This is a genomic window from Rhodanobacter glycinis (assembly GCF_006438785.1).
Classification (GTDB): Bacteria; Pseudomonadota; Gammaproteobacteria; order Xanthomonadales; family Rhodanobacteraceae; genus Rhodanobacter; species Rhodanobacter glycinis_A.
Genome location: NZ_RCZB01000004.1, coordinates 126,431 through 142,152, shown reverse-complemented (window position 1 = coordinate 142,152; position 15,722 = coordinate 126,431). Strand labels below are relative to the sequence as shown.

The 15,722-nt window shown below is 65.8% G+C and carries 15 protein-coding genes; 7 read left to right on the top strand and 8 right to left on the bottom strand.

What is annotated here, in order from left to right:
- Nucleotides 1-10: 10 nt before the first annotated feature.
- The 3 genes from EAH75_RS14610 to EAH75_RS14600 are packed head-to-tail and all read right to left on the bottom strand — an operon-like array spanning nt 11 to nt 1,243.
- Nucleotides 11-415, bottom strand: coding sequence for a GFA family protein (locus tag EAH75_RS14610; protein WP_140651606.1), 405 nt, complete (start codon nt 413-415; stop codon nt 11-13).
- On the bottom strand, nt 409-621 hold the full coding sequence (locus EAH75_RS14605; RefSeq protein WP_140651604.1) for a hypothetical protein: 213 nt from the start codon (nt 619-621) through the stop codon (nt 409-411). Before EAH75_RS14605 ends, EAH75_RS14610 begins: the two co-directional genes overlap by 7 nt.
- Before the next feature lie 13 nt (nt 622-634).
- Nucleotides 635-1,243 carry a DJ-1/PfpI family protein gene (locus EAH75_RS14600; RefSeq protein WP_140651602.1) on the bottom strand — a complete coding sequence of 203 codons (609 nt, stop codon included), beginning with the start codon at nt 1,241-1,243 and terminating at the stop codon, nt 635-637.
- Nucleotides 1,244-1,394: 151 nt separating this feature from the next.
- On the opposite strand from EAH75_RS14600, the gene EAH75_RS14595 reads away from it, so the two are divergent.
- The 3 genes from EAH75_RS14595 (at nt 1,395) to EAH75_RS14585 (ending at nt 5,627) form a co-directional block, all read left to right on the top strand.
- Nucleotides 1,395-2,426, top strand: a complete 1,032-nt coding sequence (locus EAH75_RS14595) for a class 1 fructose-bisphosphatase (protein WP_140651600.1) — start codon at nt 1,395-1,397, stop codon at nt 2,424-2,426.
- A gap of 124 nt (nt 2,427-2,550) precedes the next feature.
- Nucleotides 2,551-3,477 (top strand): patatin-like phospholipase family protein, encoded by a 927-nt coding sequence (locus EAH75_RS14590; RefSeq protein WP_140805970.1) that lies wholly within the window; start codon nt 2,551-2,553, stop codon nt 3,475-3,477.
- A gap of 92 nt (nt 3,478-3,569) precedes the next feature.
- Nucleotides 3,570-5,627 carry an alpha/beta hydrolase family protein gene (locus EAH75_RS14585; RefSeq protein WP_140805969.1) on the top strand — a complete coding sequence of 686 codons (2,058 nt, stop codon included), beginning with the start codon at nt 3,570-3,572 and terminating at the stop codon, nt 5,625-5,627.
- A gap of 48 nt (nt 5,628-5,675) precedes the next feature.
- Here EAH75_RS14585 and EAH75_RS14580 read toward each other — a convergent pair whose 3' ends face one another.
- Nucleotides 5,676-5,855, bottom strand: coding sequence for a hypothetical protein (locus EAH75_RS14580; RefSeq protein ID WP_140805968.1), 180 nt, complete (start codon nt 5,853-5,855; stop codon nt 5,676-5,678).
- Between the two features lie 128 nt (nt 5,856-5,983).
- A complete protein-coding gene (locus tag EAH75_RS14575; protein WP_140805966.1) occupies nt 5,984-7,048 on the bottom strand; it encodes a PA0069 family radical SAM protein in 1,065 nt (354 codons plus the stop codon).
- 200 nt (nt 7,049-7,248) lie between these two features.
- On the opposite strand from EAH75_RS14575, the gene EAH75_RS14570 reads away from it, so the two are divergent.
- The gene (locus tag EAH75_RS14570) at nt 7,249-7,488 is read left to right on the top strand and encodes a hypothetical protein (protein WP_140651960.1); all 240 of its coding nucleotides are present in this window, start codon (nt 7,249-7,251) and stop codon (nt 7,486-7,488) included.
- 10 nt (nt 7,489-7,498) lie between these two features.
- Here the strand turns inward: EAH75_RS14570 and EAH75_RS14565 are convergent, their stop codons facing one another.
- On the bottom strand, nt 7,499-9,172 hold the full coding sequence (locus EAH75_RS14565) for an AMP-binding protein (RefSeq protein WP_140805964.1): 1,674 nt from the start codon (nt 9,170-9,172) through the stop codon (nt 7,499-7,501).
- A 155-nt stretch (nt 9,173-9,327) separates the two neighbouring features.
- On the opposite strand from EAH75_RS14565, the gene EAH75_RS14560 reads away from it, so the two are divergent.
- Complete coding sequence (locus EAH75_RS14560) at nt 9,328-9,588, top strand: GlsB/YeaQ/YmgE family stress response membrane protein (protein ID WP_140651589.1); 261 nt, start codon at nt 9,328-9,330, stop codon at nt 9,586-9,588.
- An 83-nt stretch (nt 9,589-9,671) separates the two neighbouring features.
- On the opposite strand, the gene EAH75_RS14555 is transcribed toward EAH75_RS14560, so the two are convergent.
- Complete coding sequence (locus EAH75_RS14555) at nt 9,672-11,327, bottom strand: MFS transporter (protein ID WP_140651587.1); 1,656 nt, start codon at nt 11,325-11,327, stop codon at nt 9,672-9,674.
- A gap of 139 nt (nt 11,328-11,466) precedes the next feature.
- The gene (locus EAH75_RS14550; RefSeq protein WP_241668955.1) at nt 11,467-12,843 is read right to left on the bottom strand and encodes a hypothetical protein; all 1,377 of its coding nucleotides are present in this window, start codon (nt 12,841-12,843) and stop codon (nt 11,467-11,469) included.
- A gap of 220 nt (nt 12,844-13,063) precedes the next feature.
- Here EAH75_RS14550 and acs point away from each other — a divergent pair, with 220 nt between their 5' ends.
- The gene (acs, locus tag EAH75_RS14545) at nt 13,064-15,004 is read left to right on the top strand and encodes an acetate--CoA ligase (RefSeq protein ID WP_140805962.1); all 1,941 of its coding nucleotides are present in this window, start codon (nt 13,064-13,066) and stop codon (nt 15,002-15,004) included.
- Nucleotides 15,005-15,038: 34 nt separating this feature from the next.
- Nucleotides 15,039-15,710: a response regulator transcription factor gene (locus EAH75_RS14540; protein ID WP_140651582.1), complete on the top strand. Its 672-nt coding sequence runs from the start codon at nt 15,039-15,041 to the stop codon at nt 15,708-15,710.
- Nucleotides 15,711-15,722: the final 12 nt, after the last annotated feature.

The window sequence follows — 15,722 nt, the reverse complement described above, 5'->3', positions numbered from 1 at the left end:
GGTGAAGGGATCAGAGATGCCGCGTCTCGACCGGTGCCGACATCCAGTTGTTGTTGCGCCCGTCGGAGAAATGCAGCGGGGCGTCGATCAGCTCCTGCGCTTCGGCATCGTCGAGGCAGGCGAGGTTGATCGACACGTAGTCGCCACCGATCTCCTCGACATGACCGCGACCGAACGGGCGCACGCCGCAGTACTGGCAGAACAGATGATGGGCGCTGCGGGTGTTGAACTGGTAATCCGACAGCGCCGCCTCGCCCGCCAGCAGGCGGAACGCGGCGGGCTTCACGACCACACCCCAGTGGCGCGTCTTGGTGCAGATCGAGCAATTGCAGCGGCCGGTGCCGGCGGCGAGGTCGATGTCCGCTTCAAGACGCACCGCGCCGCAATGGCAACTGCCGCGATAGGTCTTCAGCACGACTTGCTCCGATGGGAGAAAAGGTGACGGCCAAGGCCGGTCAGGGCGACCAGCAGCACGCGCCGGCCGGAGCGCGCCTCGCGATCCGGCGGCGCCGGATCGTGCTGTGCAAGGGACGCCGGCAACCCGTGCCGCCCGTCCAGCAGCAGGCCATTCAAATACAGCGGGCGATACGCCATCAGCGTACGTTGCAGGATCTTGTTCATTGTCATTATCTCCTCACGCCGCCATGGCTTCGCCGATACACCACGGCGGCAGTTGGGCGTGCTTGAACAGGCGGAACCAGTGCTCACGGTCACTGGCGCTATAGAGATCCAGCGTGCGGATCACCTCGCGAGCAAATTCCACGCTGCCCAGGTGACTGGCCGTGATCACGCCGCCATCGCTGACCGCCAGCACGTCGTTGTCGTACTGCTCGGCGCCGCCGTAGGCGGGTACCTGACTCACGATCTGGCCGGACCAGTTGCCGGTATGCCGGCAGTGGTCGAGCAGGCCAGCGCGGGCCAGCGCGAGTACGCCGCTGTCGATGCCGGCCACCGGCGCGCCGCCCGCGTGCAACTGACGGATGGTGGTCACTGCGGGTTCGCCTTCGCCCCGTTGCCACAGATGACCGCCCGGCACGATCAGCAGCGCCGCGCGCTGCGGGTCGAGTTGGGCCAGTGACACATCCGGCCGCACGCCGAGGCCACCCATCGACATCACCGGAGCCCTGGTGAAGCCCACCGTCTGCACCAGCCAGTCGCCGGGGCGACGGATCTCGCACAGCGCCAGCGCGGCCTGCCAGTCGGCGAAACCGTCAAAGATCAGGAAATAAACCGTATCGCGCATGTTGTATCCCTCCGCTATGGAGGTACAGCTTGCCCACCCCCTGCTGCCAACGTGCTGTCAGTAGACGGGCGGCGCCGTGGCCGGCGCGGCCATGCTGGCGCTGTTCAGCCGCAGCCGGGACAATGCCCCATTCTTCTGCCACGGACCCGACATGAAGCCCATCTCGCTGATCCAGTTCCTGATCGAGGAACGCCGCGCCGGCCACATCAACGCCGAACTTTCCCTGCTGATCGAGGTGGTCGCGCGCGCGTGCAAGCGCATCGCGGTGGCCACCAACAAGGGCGCGCTGGGCGGCGTGCTGGGCATGGCCGGCAGCGGCGGTGCGTTGAGCATGAACATCCAGGGCGAGGCGCAGAAGAAGCTGGACGTGATCTCCAACGAGATCCTGCTGGAGGCAAATGCCTGGGGCGGCCACCTCGCCGCCTGCGCGTCGGAGGAGATGGAAGACCCGCAGCAGATTCCGGACGGCTATCCGAAGGGCAACCACCTGCTGCTGTTCGATCCGCTGGACGGTTCGTCGAACATCGACGTCAACATCTCGGTCGGCACGATCTTCTCGGTGCTGCGCTGCCCCGATGACGTGACCGAGCCAAAGGTCGAGCATTTCATGCAGCCGGGTACCGAACAGCTCGCCGCCGGCTACGTGGTGTACGGCCCGGCCACCGTGCTGGTGCTGACCTTCGGCCACGGCACCCACGAGTTCACGCTGGAGCGCGAGGTCGGCAGTTTCATGCTGAGCCGACGCGACATCCGGATCCCCGAAACCGCCACCGAGTTCGCCATCAACATGTCGAACCAGCGTCACTGGCAGGCGCCGATGCAGCGCTACATCGGCGAGCTGCTGGCCGGCAAGGACGGTCCGCGCGGCAAGGACTTCAACATGCGCTGGGTCGCCTCGATGGTCGCCGACGTGCATCGCATCGTGACCCGTGGCGGCGTGTTCTATTACCCGCTTGACGCGAAGATCCTGCAGCAGGGCGGCAAGCTGCGATTGATGTATGAGGCCAATCCGATGGCCTTCATCGTCGAGCAGGCCGGCGGCGCGGCGACCACCGGCCGCGAGCGGATCATGGACGTCCAGCCGTCCGGACTGCATCAGCGCGTACCGGTCTTCCTCGGCTCGAAGCAAGAGATCGAGATGGCCACGCATTACCACCTGGAAGCGGACGGCGCGCAGGGCTGAGATCGTTGCTGCTTCACCCGCTGACCGGATGCAGCGCAAGAACGCTGCCCGTCCCGTGCCCGGGCGGTGCCATGAACCGGCCATAGACTCCCATCACGTCATCCTCTTTCAGCGCGATATACCCATGCCTTTCCGCCGACGCCTCCTGCTGCCGCTGCTTGCTGCGCTCACCCTGAGCGCGTGTTTTGGCGGCAGCAAGCCCACCGTCCCGCAGCCGGTCATCGCGCCTCCGCTGGCACCGGTGCCGCTGAAGATCGGCCTCGCGCTCGGTGGCGGCGCGGCGAAAGGTTTCGCGCATATCGGCGTGATCAAGATGCTGGAGGCCAGCGGCATTCACCCTGACGTGGTCGCCGGCACCAGTGCCGGCAGCGTGGTCGGTGCGCTGTACGCCAGCGGCATGGACGCGTTCGCATTGCAGGAAACCGCGTTCGGTCTGGACGAAGCGAAGATCCGCGACGTGCGGCTGTTCTCCGGCGGACTGGTACAGGGTCAGGCGCTGCAGGATTACGTCAACCAGCTGGTGCACCAGCAGCCGATCGAGAAGTTGAAGATCCCGTTTGCGGCGGTATCGACCGAACTGGAAACCGGCGCGCGCGTGGTTTTCGTGCACGGCAATACCGGCCAGGCGGTGCGTGCATCCTCCAGCATTCCCGGCGTATTCGAACCTGCCGAAATCCGCGGCCGGCATTATGTCGACGGCGGCGTGGTCAGCCCGATACCGGTCGACGCCGCGCGCCAGCTCGGCGCCGATTTCGTGATCGCGGTGGACATCTCGACCAAGCCCAGCGGCAGCAACCCGCAAGGCATGATGAACATCGTCGGCCAGTCCATCAGCATCATGGGCCAGCAGCTGGCGACGCAGGAAACCGCGCGCGCCGACGTGGTGATCCGGCCCCGTCTGGCCGGTATCGGCCCGACCGATTTCGAGCAGAAGAACCAGGCCATCCTGGAAGGCGAGAAGGCGGCACTGGCGGCGATCCCTGGCATCCGCGCCAGGCTCGTCGCGATGGCCGCGGTACGTGCGGCCGCGGCAGCCACGCCCACGCACTGAACCGCACGGCGCGGACTTGCCATGCCGTCCTACACTTGGCGCTTGTAAACCTCTGGTAGTAGCGTGCGGATTCCCTTGCGCCGGAGTCCCTCATGTTGAAACGCCCGCACCTGCCTGCCCCCTTTCTTCTGCTGGCCATCGTGCTGGCATCCAGCGCATTCGCCGCCTCGCCCGCCGTCGATCCACGCATCGAACACTTGTTGACCGAGCTGGGCAAGGCGCAGTCGATCGAGGCGGTGGCGATCTCGCCGGACGGCAAGCAGCTGGCCTGGGTGATCAAGCGCCAGGGCAGGCCATCGATCGAGGTGGCCGCGGCTGACGGCAGCCATGCGCATCGTTTGAGCGCGGCCGCCAAGCCCGGCACCTGCGCCGAATCCGGAGTTGCCTGGGCGCCCGATTCGCGCCACCTCGCGTTCGTGTCCAACTGCAGCGTCGACCTGACCAGCACCAAGGTGATGCAGAACACCATCTACCTGGCCGACGCCACCGGCAGCAGCGCACCCGCGCAACTGGCCCAGCTGCAGGGTTACGTGCGCGCGCTGCAATGGACCGGCGACGGCAAATCGATCGGCTTCCTGTACGTGCCCGGCGCTACCCGCCATGCCAGCGCGGTGGCAGCAGCAAAACCGGCAGCCGGCGAAGTCGGCGTCGCCGGCGTGGAAATACAGCACGTGGCCAGTGTCGACATCGCCAGCGGCACGCTGCGCGAGCTGACGCCCGCCGACATGTATGCCTACGAATTCGACTGGTCGCCCGACGGCACGCGGATCGCCTACACCGCGGCGCAACCACCGGGCGACAACAACTGGTGGATCGCCAAGCTCTACGCGCAACCGGCACAACCCGATGCAACCACCACGCTGCTGGTCGATCCGACCAACCACAACAGCGGTTCGCTGTACGGCCTGCAGATCGCGCTGCCGCGCTGGTCGCCAGATGGTTCGCGGATCGCCTTCATCGGCGGCCTGATGAGCGATCAGGGCGCCACCGGCGGTGATATCTACGCGGTGCCGGCCAGTGGCGGCACGCTGGCCAACCTCACGCCGGACATCCACGTCACGCCGTCGTGGCTGAACTGGACCGGGCCGCAGTCGATGCTGGTCAGCCAGGTCAGCAACGGCCAGAGCCAGCTGGCGGATTACGCGGTCTCGGCCACGCAGGCACAACAGCAGACCGCGCACTTCACCGTGCCGGCCAGCTTCAGCGACGGCAGCGCGTCGATGGCGGTGTCACTGTCCAGCGACCATCAGCAGGTCGCGTTCGTGCAGAGCTCGTATGCCACCGCGTCCGAGGTGCATGCCGGCGCGCTTGGCAACGCCGCGCCAGCCGCCGTGACCTCGTTCAATGCCGCGCTCAAGCCGGCCTGGGGCAAGGCCGAATCGGTGGAATGGAACAACGAAGGCTTCCACGTGCAGGGCTGGCTGCTGTACCCGGCCCACTACGACGCGAAGAAAACCTACCCGATGGTCGTGGTGGTGCATGGCGGTCCGTCGAGTGCGGTGATTCCGCGCTGGCCGGGCGTGGGTTACGGCGCCGCGCCGCTGTCCGCGCTGGGTTACTTCGTGTTCCAGCCGAACCCGCGCGGCAGCTTCGGCCAGGGTGAGAAATACGTGCAGGCCAACCGCAAGGACTTTGGCTACGGCGACCTGCGCGACATCCTCGCCGGCGTCGACGCGGTGGAGAAGAAAGTACCGGTGGACGACAAGCGGCTCGGCCTCACCGGCTGGAGCTACGGCGGCTTCATGAGCATGTTCGCGCCGACCCAGACCCAGCGCTTCCGCGCCGTGGTGGCCGGTGCCGGCATCTCGAACTGGCAGAGCTACTACGGCCAGAACCTGATCGACCAGTGGATGCCGCCGTTCTTCGGCGCCAGCGTGTACGACGACCCGGCGGTGTACGCGAAGAGCTCGGCGATCAACTTCATCAAGCAGGTGAAGACACCGATGCTGATCGTGGTCGGTGATCGCGACGCCGAATGTCCGGCGCCGCAATCGTTCGAGATGTGGCACGCGCTGCGCGCGCAGAACGTGCCGACCTCGCTGGTGGTGTACCCGAACGAAGGCCACCACTTCGTCGACCCCGCGCACCAGCGCGACGTGCTGCAGCGGGCGCTGGGCTGGTTCGCGAAGTATCTGCCGGCCGGCGGCTGACCGCGCGCGACGTGGTTCCTTCCGGTGCATGCCGGAAGGAATCGTCGCTCATGATTCGGGTGGATCGCGCCGGCGTGTATGCGTGACTGCGCCGACGATGCCGATGCCCAGCAGCACCACCACTCCGACCATGATCCATTGCGTGGGTGCGTGCAGCAGAAAGGCGGCATAGGCAAGGCCACCGATCACGACGATCATGCCGATCAGGTAAAGCGCAAATGAGGACATCGGTGCCTCCGTATTTTCCGGTCCATGTCACCGCGAAGCGGGGCAGATACCGGAATGTCGATTCGTGGCGATCGATTTGACCCGTGTGACCATCAGCAGCGCGTGAAGCCCCGCGCGGCGGGATCAGGTCAGAACAACTCGCCCTGCGGCGACGGCTTGCGCGGCGGCACGAAGCGTGAGGTATCGAGCGTGAGTTCGCGCGCGCGGCCGAAGCCGTGCTTGCGGCAAGCGACCTCGAAGCGGCGGCGCAGCAGGTCGGCGAACACGCCTTGCCCACGCATGCGGGTGGCGAAGTTGCTGTCGTAGTCACGGCCGCCGTTCATCTGCTGCACCAGGCTCATCACGTGTTCGGCGCGCTGTGGTGCATGCAGGGCGAGCCATTCGCGGAACAGCTGCTTCAGTTCATACGGCAGGCGCAGCGTGGTGTAGCCGGCGCAGCGTGCACCGGCCTCGGCGGCCTGCGCCATCACCGCCTCCATGTCGCGATCGTTCAAGGCCGGAATGATCGGCGCCACCAGCACGCCGACCGGCACGCCGGCCCCGGCCAGCGTGCGGATCGCCTTGATCCGCCGGTGCGGCGCGCTGGCGCGCGGTTCGAGTTTCGCGGCCAGATGGTTGTCCAGCGAATTGACCGAGACGAACACCTGCACCAGTTGTTCGCGCGCCATCGGCACCAGGATGTCGAGGTCGCGTTCGACCAGTGCGTTCTTGGTGACGATGGTGCACGGATGATGGCATTCGGCCAGCAGTTCCAGCGCGGCGCGGGTCAGTCGCCACTGCTTCTCGATCGGCTGGTAGGGGTCGGTGTTGCTGCCGATGTTGATCGGGCTGATCACGTAACCAGGCTTGGCCAGCTCGGCGCGCAGCACCTCGGCGAAATTGCCCTTGGCGCGCAGTTTCGTCTCGAAGTCGAGGCCGGGCGACAGGTTGAGATAGCTGTGCGACGGCCGCGCGAAACAATAGATGCAGCCGTGCTCGCAGCCACGATACGGATTGATCGCCTGGCTGAACGCGATGTCCGGCGAGTCGTTGCGGCTGATCACGCTGCGCGCGCGTTCCTCGGTGACCTCGGTGCGCGGACGCGGCGTTTCTTCGTCCAGCAATGCACTTTGCCAGCCATCGTCTTCGGCCTGATGGCGGATGTTTTCGAAGCGGCCCTCGGGATTGGAAGCGGCACCGCGGCCTTTGATCATCCGGCCCGGCGGGAGCAGATCATTCGAAGGTGACGGTGGCAACGAATCGTCCATCGGTCCAGTTTGCCGCGGCGATGTCTCAGCCATCGCGACATCCATGCACAGACGTGATCCTGCGCGTGTCTGGTGGATTCCGGCGGCGTTATGATGCGCGCATCGGCCGCCGCAAGCGGCGCGTTTCCATGCATTCGAGGCCCTCCATGCGCTGGTTGCTGCTCGTTCTCACCGTGTTCGCGTTCGTGCTGTGCTTCACCCGCCACAGTGGCGGCGCCTGGGGGTTCTGGATGCTGGTCGGACTGATCGGCACCTTCGCCACCACGCTGGCCTTCGTGCAGGTGCGCATCGCCGGCAACGCGCGCGCGGACAGCCTGTCCGAGTACGACCTGAAGCGACTGCGCGAAGGCAAGGATCCGCTGAATCAGGACCGCACCGCGCGGTAAGACCGCTGCGCTACAACCCCAGCTCCGCAACCATCGCCTCGCGCATCAGGTACTTCTGCACCTTGCCGGTCACCGTCATCGGGAACGCGTCGACGAAGCGCACGTAGTGCGGCACCTTGTAGTAGGCGAGGTGATGGCGGCAGTAGTCCTGGATCTCCGCCTCGCTGGACGTGCAACCCCCTCGCAGGCGGATCCACGCGCACGACTGCTCGCCGAACTTCGGATCGGGCACGCCGAACACCTGCACGTCCTGCACCTTCGGATGCGTGTAGAGGAACTCCTCGATCTCGCGCGGGTACACGTTCTCGCCGCCGCGGATGATCATGTCCTTGAGCCGGCCGACGATGCTGCAATAGCCATCCGCGTCGATCACCGCCAGGTCGCCGGTATGCATCCAGCGCGCGCTGTCGATCACCTCGCCGGTGCGCGCCGGGTCGTCCCAGTAACCGAGCATCACCGAATAGCCGCGCGTGCACAGTTCGCCCGGCATGCCACGCGGCACCACGCGGCCGTGCTCGTCGACCAGCTTCACCTCGAGATGCGGGTGGATCCGCCCGACGCTGTCGACCCGGCGCTCCAGCGGATCGTCCGGCACGGTCTGGAAGCTCACCGGGCTGGTCTCGGTCATGCCGTAGGCGATGGTGACCTCGGCCATGTGCATCTCCTCGACCACCCGGCGCATCACCTCGATCGGACATGGTGAGCCGGCCATGATGCCGGTGCGCAGGCTGCCGAGGTCGAATTCGGCGAAGCGCGGATGCTCGAGTTCGGCGATGAACATGGTGGGCACGCCGTGCAGGCCGGTGCACTTTTCCGCCGCCACGGTTTCCAGCGTGGTCAGCGCGTCGAAACCCTCGCCCGGGATCACCATGCAGGCGCCATGGGTGACGCAGGCGAGGTTACCGAGCACCATGCCGAAGCAGTGGTAGAACGGCACCGGGATGCACAGCCGGTCGTGCTCGGTGAGGCGCATCGCCTCGCCGATGAACCAGCCGTTGTTGACGATGTTGTGGTGGGTCAGCGTGGCACCCTTGGGCGCGCCGGTGGTGCCGGAGGTGAACTGGATGTTGACCGGGTCGTCGAAGCCCAGCGCCCGTTCCGCTTCGTGCAAGTGGCCGAGCGCGGACGCATCGCCCAGCGCCGCCAGCTGTTGCCAGCTACGCGTGCCAGGGGCAGGCATGTCGTCGAGCAGGATCACCTCGCGCAGCTCCGGCAAGCGCGCGGCATGCAGCTGGCCGGGCCCGCTGGCGGCCAGCTCCGGTGCCAGCTCGGCCAGGATGTCCAGATAGTGCGAGGTCTTGAAGCGACGCGGCAACACCACCGCACGGCACGCCACCCGGTTGAGCGCGTATTCCAGCTCGTGCGCGCGATAGGCCGGATTGATGTTGACCAGGATCAGCCCGGCTTTCGGCGCGGCGAACTGCAACACCACCCACTCGGCCCGGTTCGGCGCCCAGATGCCAACGCGGTCATTTCGCGTGAGGCCCAACGCCAGCAGGCCGGCGGCGACGCGCTCCACCTCGACATGAAACTCGCGGTAGTTCATGCGCACGTGGTGCGCGCGCACCACCAGCGCCGGACGCTCGGGATGCGTGGCGGCGATGCGGTCGATCAGCGCGCCGACGGTGTCGCCCAGCAAGGGCTTCGGGCTGGCGCCATGCACATAGCTTGGTGCTGCACTCACTCGCGCTCTCCCGTACACATCGATGGAACCGTGACGGCCAGCATAGCGCCGCCTCCAGCCGTCACGATCGCTGCACACCGGAACACGGACGCTTGCCATGGCGCACTTCGGATACTGCGCCGCCCAAGACCTATTGCTCAACCCAGGAGTTCATGATGACTGCTACCGGCCTGCTCATTTTTCTGCTCATCGGCGCGATCGCCGGCTGGCTTGCCGGCCTGATCGTGCGCGGTTTCGGCTTCGGCCTGCTCGGCAATATCGTGGTCGGCATCATCGGCGCGTTTCTCGCCGGCTGGTTGCTGCCGGCGCTCGGTGTCGGGTTCAGTCTCGGCAGCCCGATCATGACCAGTATCGTGTACGCGATGATCGGCGCGATTGTGTTGCTGGTGATCATCGGCCTGATCAAGCGCGCCTGATCCATCACGCCTGATCACACCGGCAGACAGAAAAAACGCAGCGGTGCGAGCCGCTGCGTTTTTTTGTGCGCATCGAAAAGCGGTCAAGCGGTGATGTCGACGTCCTTGGTCTCGCGCACGAAGAACAGGCCGATCACGAACGTCATCATCGCGATCACCACCGGATACCACAGGCCGGAATAGATGTTGCCGGTGAGCGCCACGATGCCGAACGACACCGACGGCAGGAAGCCGCCGAACCAGCCGTTGCCGATGTGGTACGGCAGGCTCATCGAGGTGTAGCGGATCTTGGTCGGGAACATCTCCACCAGCCACGCGGCGATCGGGCCGTAGACCATGGTGACGTACAGCACCAGCAGGAACAGCAGGAAGATCAGCATCGGGTAGTTGCTGCGCGCCGGGTCGGCCTTGGCCGGGTAGCCGGCCTGATCCAGTGCGCTGTTCAGGCTCGCGCCGAAAGCCTTGCTCTGCGCGGCGAAATCCGCCTTGGCCAGTGCCGCGCCCTCGAACGCGTCGACACTCGCGTTGCCCACCATCACCCTGGCTACCGAGCCGGCCGCTACCGCCTGGTTGTCATACGGCACGCCACGCTTGGCCAGCGTGCTCTTGGCGATGTCGCACGAACTGGTGAAGGTCGCCGTACCGGTGAGGTTGATCTGCAGATGGCAGTTGGCCGGATCGGCCAGCACGGTGACCGGCGCGGTAGTACGTGCGGCTTCGATGCCGGGATTGCCGTAGTGGGTGATGCCCTTGAAGATCGGGAAGTAGGTCAGCGCCGCCAGCAGGCAACCGGCCAGCACGACCGGCTTGCGGCCGATCTTGTCGGACAACCAGCCAAACACCACGAAGAACGGCGTGCCGATCAGCAGCGCCGCCGCAATCAGCAGTTGCGTGGTGGTGGCGTCGATCTTCAGCGTACTGCCGAGGAAGTACATCGCATAGAACTGGCCGCAGTACCACACCACGGCCTGGCCGGCGGTGGCGCCGAACAACGCCAGCAGCACCAGCTTGAGGTTGCCCCAGCGCGCGAACGACTCGGTCAACGGCGCCTTGGAGTGCTTGCCTTCCTCCTTCATCTGCTTGAACACCGGCGACTCGGCCAGCTGCAGGCGGATGTATACCGATACCGCCAGCAGCAGTGACGACAGCAGGAACGGGATGCGCCAGCCCCAGTCGTCGAACTTGTCGCCGAGCAGCCATTTGCAGCCAAGGATCACCAGCAGCGACAAGAACAGGCCGAAGGTGGCGGTGATCTGGATGAAGCTGGTGTACAGGCCGCGCTTGCCCTTCGGTGCATGCTCGGCCACATAGGTGGCCGCGCCGCCGTATTCGCCACCGAGCGCCAGACCCTGCAGCATGCGCAGCGCGATCAGGATCACCGGCGCGGCCACGCCGATCGATCCGTAGCTGGGCAGCACGCCGACCAGGAAGGTCGACAGGCCCATGATCACGATGGTGATCAGGAACGTGTACTTGCGCCCGACCATGTCGCCGACCCGCCCGAATACCAGCGCGCCGAACGGACGCACCGCGAAACCAGCGGCAAACGCCAGCAGCGCGAACACCAGCTGGCTCGCTTCGTTCAAGCCGGAGAAAAACTGCTTGCCGATGATCACCGCAAGCGAGCCGTACAGGTAGAAGTCGTACCACTCGAACACGGTGCCCAGGCTGGATGCCAGGATGATACGTTTGTGACTGACGTCGAGCGCGGCACTTCCGTCGATCGCGGTGGTGGCCATGGTGTCCCCTCCCAAGATTGGTGATTGCTTCACCGCGCCAGCGCGGTGAAGTCGGGAGCTGCGGGTCGCCCTCGGGTCGGGCCGCAGCTCATCCCGCCGCTACCGCGGCAGGTCGTTCGGTGCCGCCGCGCAGATCACTTCAGAAGTGATACAGCGCGTTGAGGCTGACCTGGTTGCCGCTGGTGGTCTTGCGATTCACGCCGTTGCTGGTGGAGTCGAGCTTGTCGTGCATCCATTCGGCACTGAGGTCGTAGGAACCGGCGGTGTACTGCAGGCTCAGCGCGGTCTGACGATTGCGCAGCAGGCCGGTCGAGCCGTTGCCCATCCAGGTAATGACGTCATCGGCATTCGGCTTGCTGTACGCGTAGAACGCGTAGAGGCTCCAGTTCGACGTGAAGCTGTAGCCCGCCTGCACCAAGCCGCCGGTTTCCTTGATGTCGCCGAACTGGGACATCGCGCCGAAGATTTCGCCGAGACCGTTGCCGGTGTAGGCCAGTCCCTTGAACGTCCACGGACCGGGCTTCCACTGGCCGCCGATTTCGTAGCCGGTGCTCTTCACGCTGGACTGAATCGGCGTCGGTGCGGTACCGCCCACGCCGCTCAGGTCGACGCGGCTGTAATGCGCGGCGAAATAGGCCAGCCAGTTCTTGTCCTGCACGTGCAGTCGCGCTTCGATCTGCGGGCGGAAACCGGCGCTGCCGGCAGTCAGGTAATTGACGTTGTTGCCCGGCCCGCTCCAGTTACCTTCGAACACGCCCACGTCCAGCCGCCATTGCGCACCGGTGCTGCCGTGATTGAGATCCTGCATCACCACCACGCCGGGGAAACGCCAGCCGATCAGACCGGTGCCGTAGCCCAGCGGAAACGCGATATGCGCCAGCGAAGTGGGTGAGTTGTCGATCGGGAACATGAGGTCCCACTGCTGCCCGATGCGCACGGTGGTGCCGGACTCGGGATTGGTCAGGTCCATGTAGGCCTGGCGCAGCCGCGGTGTCGGTTGCTGCTGGCTGTACGCACCGACGCCGTTGAAGCCGCCGAAGAAGTCCATCTCGATACGGCCACCACCGATCCAGTCACCGGCGAACTTCGCCCCTTTGAAATCGAGCCAGAAGCGCGTGTTGCGCACATCGACGCCGCTGAGCGAACCGGTCGAGCCGGGCACCGGGAACAGCGCGTTCTGACCGTTGCCGTAGGTGAAGCTCTTGTTCTGGCTGAAGGCGCTGGCGCTGACGAAGCCATGCAAGGCCACCGACACACCCGGCGCGCTGCTGAACACCGGTGTCGCCGCCGGTGCCGCCGCCACATTCTGTGCGGCGGCGGGCGCCGGTGCGGGCGCCGTCTTCTGCGCCTGGATCATCGCCTTCAGTTCATTCAACTGCTGTTCCAGCTGCGCCACGCGTTGCTCCAGCTGCTGCTCGCGTGCGTCGCTCTGTGCGTGTGCCGCCAGCGGCAACGCCAATGCGCAGGCCATGCTCAGGGCGAGCACCTTGTAACGGTTTGAATATCGCGTTGTCATGCGTGCGTCTCCCCAAAGTCGATGACGGGCCGAGCATGGCCATGCTGCAGCGCGCGCGACTATTCGCCTTTGGTCGAAGTTCGACCAAAGTCGATGCCGGCCAGCGCCGCAACCGTCGTGGCGATCGGGCTACACTCGAAATTCGCGCACCGCCGGGCGCTGCTGCCTGCCGCGGTTACCCTGTCGCCATCTTCGACGCCGAGCCAGCAGGAGCCCAGCCATGTCCAAGCTTTACCCGGTCAACCCTACCTTTGCCGCTGCGGCACGCCTGCGCCACGACGACTACACGCGCCTGTACGCCGAGTCGGTCAGCGATCCGGAAGGTTTCTGGGGTCGCGTCGCGCAGCGGCTGGACTGGATCAAGCCACCGACAAAGATCAAGGATGTTTCATTCGATCCGACGGATCTGCACATCCGCTGGTACGCGGATGGCGAGCTCAATGTCAGCGCGAACTGCCTCGATCGTCAGCTGGCCACGCGTGGCGACAAGGTGGCGATCATCTTCGAGGGCGACGATCCGAACGACTCGCGCAGGATCACCTATCGCGAGCTGCACACCGAAGTGTGCAAGTTCGCCAACACGCTGAAGAACCTCGGCGTGGTCAAGGGCGACCGCATCGCGATCTACCTGCCGATGATTCCCGAGGCCGCGGTGGCGATGCTGGCCTGTGCCCGCCTCGGCGCGATCCACTCGGTGGTGTTCGGCGGCTTCTCGCCCGACTCGCTGGCCGGGCGCATCGCGGACTCGACCGCGAAGGTGGTGATCACCGCCGACGAGGGCCTGCGTGCCGGCAAGCGCATTCCGCTCAAGGTGAACGTGGACGCCGCGCTGGAACGGCCCGGTACCAACAGCGTGGAAACCGTGATCGTGGTGCGCCGCACCGGCAGCGCGGTGGCGATGCAGTCGCCGCGCGATCGTTATTACCACACGCTGATGGAAGGCCAGTCGGCCGACTGCGCGCCGACGCCGGTCGAAGCCGAGCATCCGCTGTTCATCCTGTATACCTCCGGCTCCACCGGCAAGCCGAAGGGCGTGCAGCACAGCACCGGCGGCTATCTGGTGTTCACCAGCTACACGCATGAGCTGGTGTTCGACCTGCGCGAGGACGACATCTACTGGTGCACCGCCGACGTCGGCTGGGTCACCGGCCACAGCTACGTGGTGTACGGCCCGCTGGCGAACGGCGCGACCACGGTGATGTTCGAGGGCGTGCCGAATTATCCGGACGTGAGCCGCTTCTGGCAGGTGATCGACAAGCACCAGGTGACGTTGTTCTACACCGCACCGACCGCGATCCGCGCGCTGATGCGCGACGGCGAGGCACCGGTGAAGGCATGCTCGCGCGCCAGCCTGCGCCTGCTCGGCTCGGTCGGCGAACCGATCAATCCGGAAGCATGGGAGTGGTATCACCGTGTGGTCGGCGACGAACGCTGCCCGATCGTCGACACCTGGTGGCAGACCGAAACCGGCGGCATCATGATCTCGCCGCTGCCCGGTGCGATCGCCACCAAACCCGGCTCCGCCACCTTGCCGTTCTTCGGTATCAAGCCGGCCATCGTCGATGCGAATGCCGAGGTGCAGGAGGGCGTGGCCGAGGGCAACCTGCTGATCACCGATTCCTGGCCGGGCCAGGTGCGCACCATCTATGGCGATCACCAGCGCTTCATCGACACCTATTTCAGCGCCTACCCCGGCAACTACTTCACCGGCGACGGTGCGCGCCGTGATGAGGATGGCTACTACTGGATCACCGGCCGCGTCGACGACGTGATCAACGTCAGCGGTCATCGCCTGGGCACTGCCGAGGTGGAGAGCGCGCTGGTGGCGCACCCGAAAGTGGCCGAGGCCGCCGTGGTCGGCTGCCCGCACGAGATCAAGGGCCAGGGCATCTATGCATACGTCACGCTGATTGCCGGTGAGACCGGCACCGATGAATTGCGCAAGGAACTGATCGCCTGGGTGCGCAAGGAGATCGGCCCGATCGCCACGCCGGATTACCTGCAGTGGGCACCCGGCCTGCCGAAGACGCGCTCGGGCAAGATCATGCGGCGCATCCTGCGCAAGATTGGCGAGAACCTGCCCGACCAGCTCGGCGACATCACCACGCTGGCCGATCCCGGCGTGGTGAAGAATCTGGTCGACGAGCGATTGATCAAGTGACCTTGTGGGTATCGCCTCTGGTTGAATGGACACCATGCCCGACATCCTGATCGCCGATGATCACCCGCTGTTCCGCGATGCCTTGCAACGCGCGGTGCTGGCGGCGATGCCACAGGCGCGGGTGCACAGCGCCGACGGCGTGCAGGCATTACTCGACCTGATCGAACAGTTTCCCGAAGCCGAGCTGCTGCTGCTCGACCTGCACATGCCGGGCGCGCGCGGCTATTCCGCGCTGGCGCATATCCGCGGCCAGTATCCGGGGCTGCCGACCATCGTGGTATCCGGGCATGAAGAAGCGCAGGTGGCACGCCGCGCACTGGCACACGGCGCCTCGGCCTATATCCCCAAATCCACGGCGAGCGAGGACATCGTGGCGGCGATCCGCGCCGTGCTCGACGGCGACGTGTGGCTGCCGCATCTTCTGCTCGGCGGCTCCGGCGAGCTCAGGCCCGATGAGGCCGCTGCTGCCGCACAGATCGCCACACTCACGCCACAGCAGTTCCGCGTCATGACGATGATCGCCGAAGGGCTGCTCAACAAGCAGATCGCGTGGGAGCTCGGTGTCTCCGAAGCCACCGTCAAGGCGCACATGACCGCGATCATGCGCAAGCTCGGCGTCAACAACCGCACCCAGGTGGCGCTGATCGCCAACCACCTGGCGGTAGAACAGGAAAGCATGCCGGCGTTGCCGGACGACGAGGGTTGATGCGGCAGCTGC

Excerpts from the sequence above, each read along its gene's own strand:
- EAH75_RS14605 (WP_140651604.1), bottom strand. The coding sequence starts at position 621 with ATGAACAAGATCCTGCAACGTACGCTGATGGCGTATCGCCCGCTGTAT.
- EAH75_RS14600 (WP_140651602.1), bottom strand. The coding sequence starts at position 1,243 with ATGCGCGATACGGTTTATTTCCTGATCTTTGACGGTTTCGCCGACTGG.
- EAH75_RS14595 (WP_140651600.1), top strand. The coding sequence starts at position 1,395 with ATGAAGCCCATCTCGCTGATCCAGTTCCTGATCGAGGAACGCCGCGCC.
- EAH75_RS14590 (WP_140805970.1), top strand. The coding sequence starts at position 2,551 with ATGCCTTTCCGCCGACGCCTCCTGCTGCCGCTGCTTGCTGCGCTCACC.
- EAH75_RS14585 (WP_140805969.1), top strand. The coding sequence starts at position 3,570 with ATGTTGAAACGCCCGCACCTGCCTGCCCCCTTTCTTCTGCTGGCCATC.
- EAH75_RS14580 (WP_140805968.1), bottom strand. The coding sequence starts at position 5,855 with ATGTCCTCATTTGCGCTTTACCTGATCGGCATGATCGTCGTGATCGGT.
- EAH75_RS14575 (WP_140805966.1), bottom strand. The coding sequence starts at position 7,048 with ATGATCAAAGGCCGCGGTGCCGCTTCCAATCCCGAGGGCCGCTTCGAA.
- EAH75_RS14570 (WP_140651960.1), top strand. The coding sequence starts at position 7,249 with ATGCGCTGGTTGCTGCTCGTTCTCACCGTGTTCGCGTTCGTGCTGTGC.
- EAH75_RS14560 (WP_140651589.1), top strand. The coding sequence starts at position 9,328 with ATGACTGCTACCGGCCTGCTCATTTTTCTGCTCATCGGCGCGATCGCC.
- EAH75_RS14555 (WP_140651587.1), bottom strand. The coding sequence starts at position 11,327 with ATGGCCACCACCGCGATCGACGGAAGTGCCGCGCTCGACGTCAGTCAC.
- EAH75_RS14550 (WP_241668955.1), bottom strand. The coding sequence starts at position 12,843 with ATGACAACGCGATATTCAAACCGTTACAAGGTGCTCGCCCTGAGCATG.
- acs (WP_140805962.1), top strand. The coding sequence starts at position 13,064 with ATGTCCAAGCTTTACCCGGTCAACCCTACCTTTGCCGCTGCGGCACGC.
- EAH75_RS14540 (WP_140651582.1), top strand. The coding sequence starts at position 15,039 with ATGCCCGACATCCTGATCGCCGATGATCACCCGCTGTTCCGCGATGCC.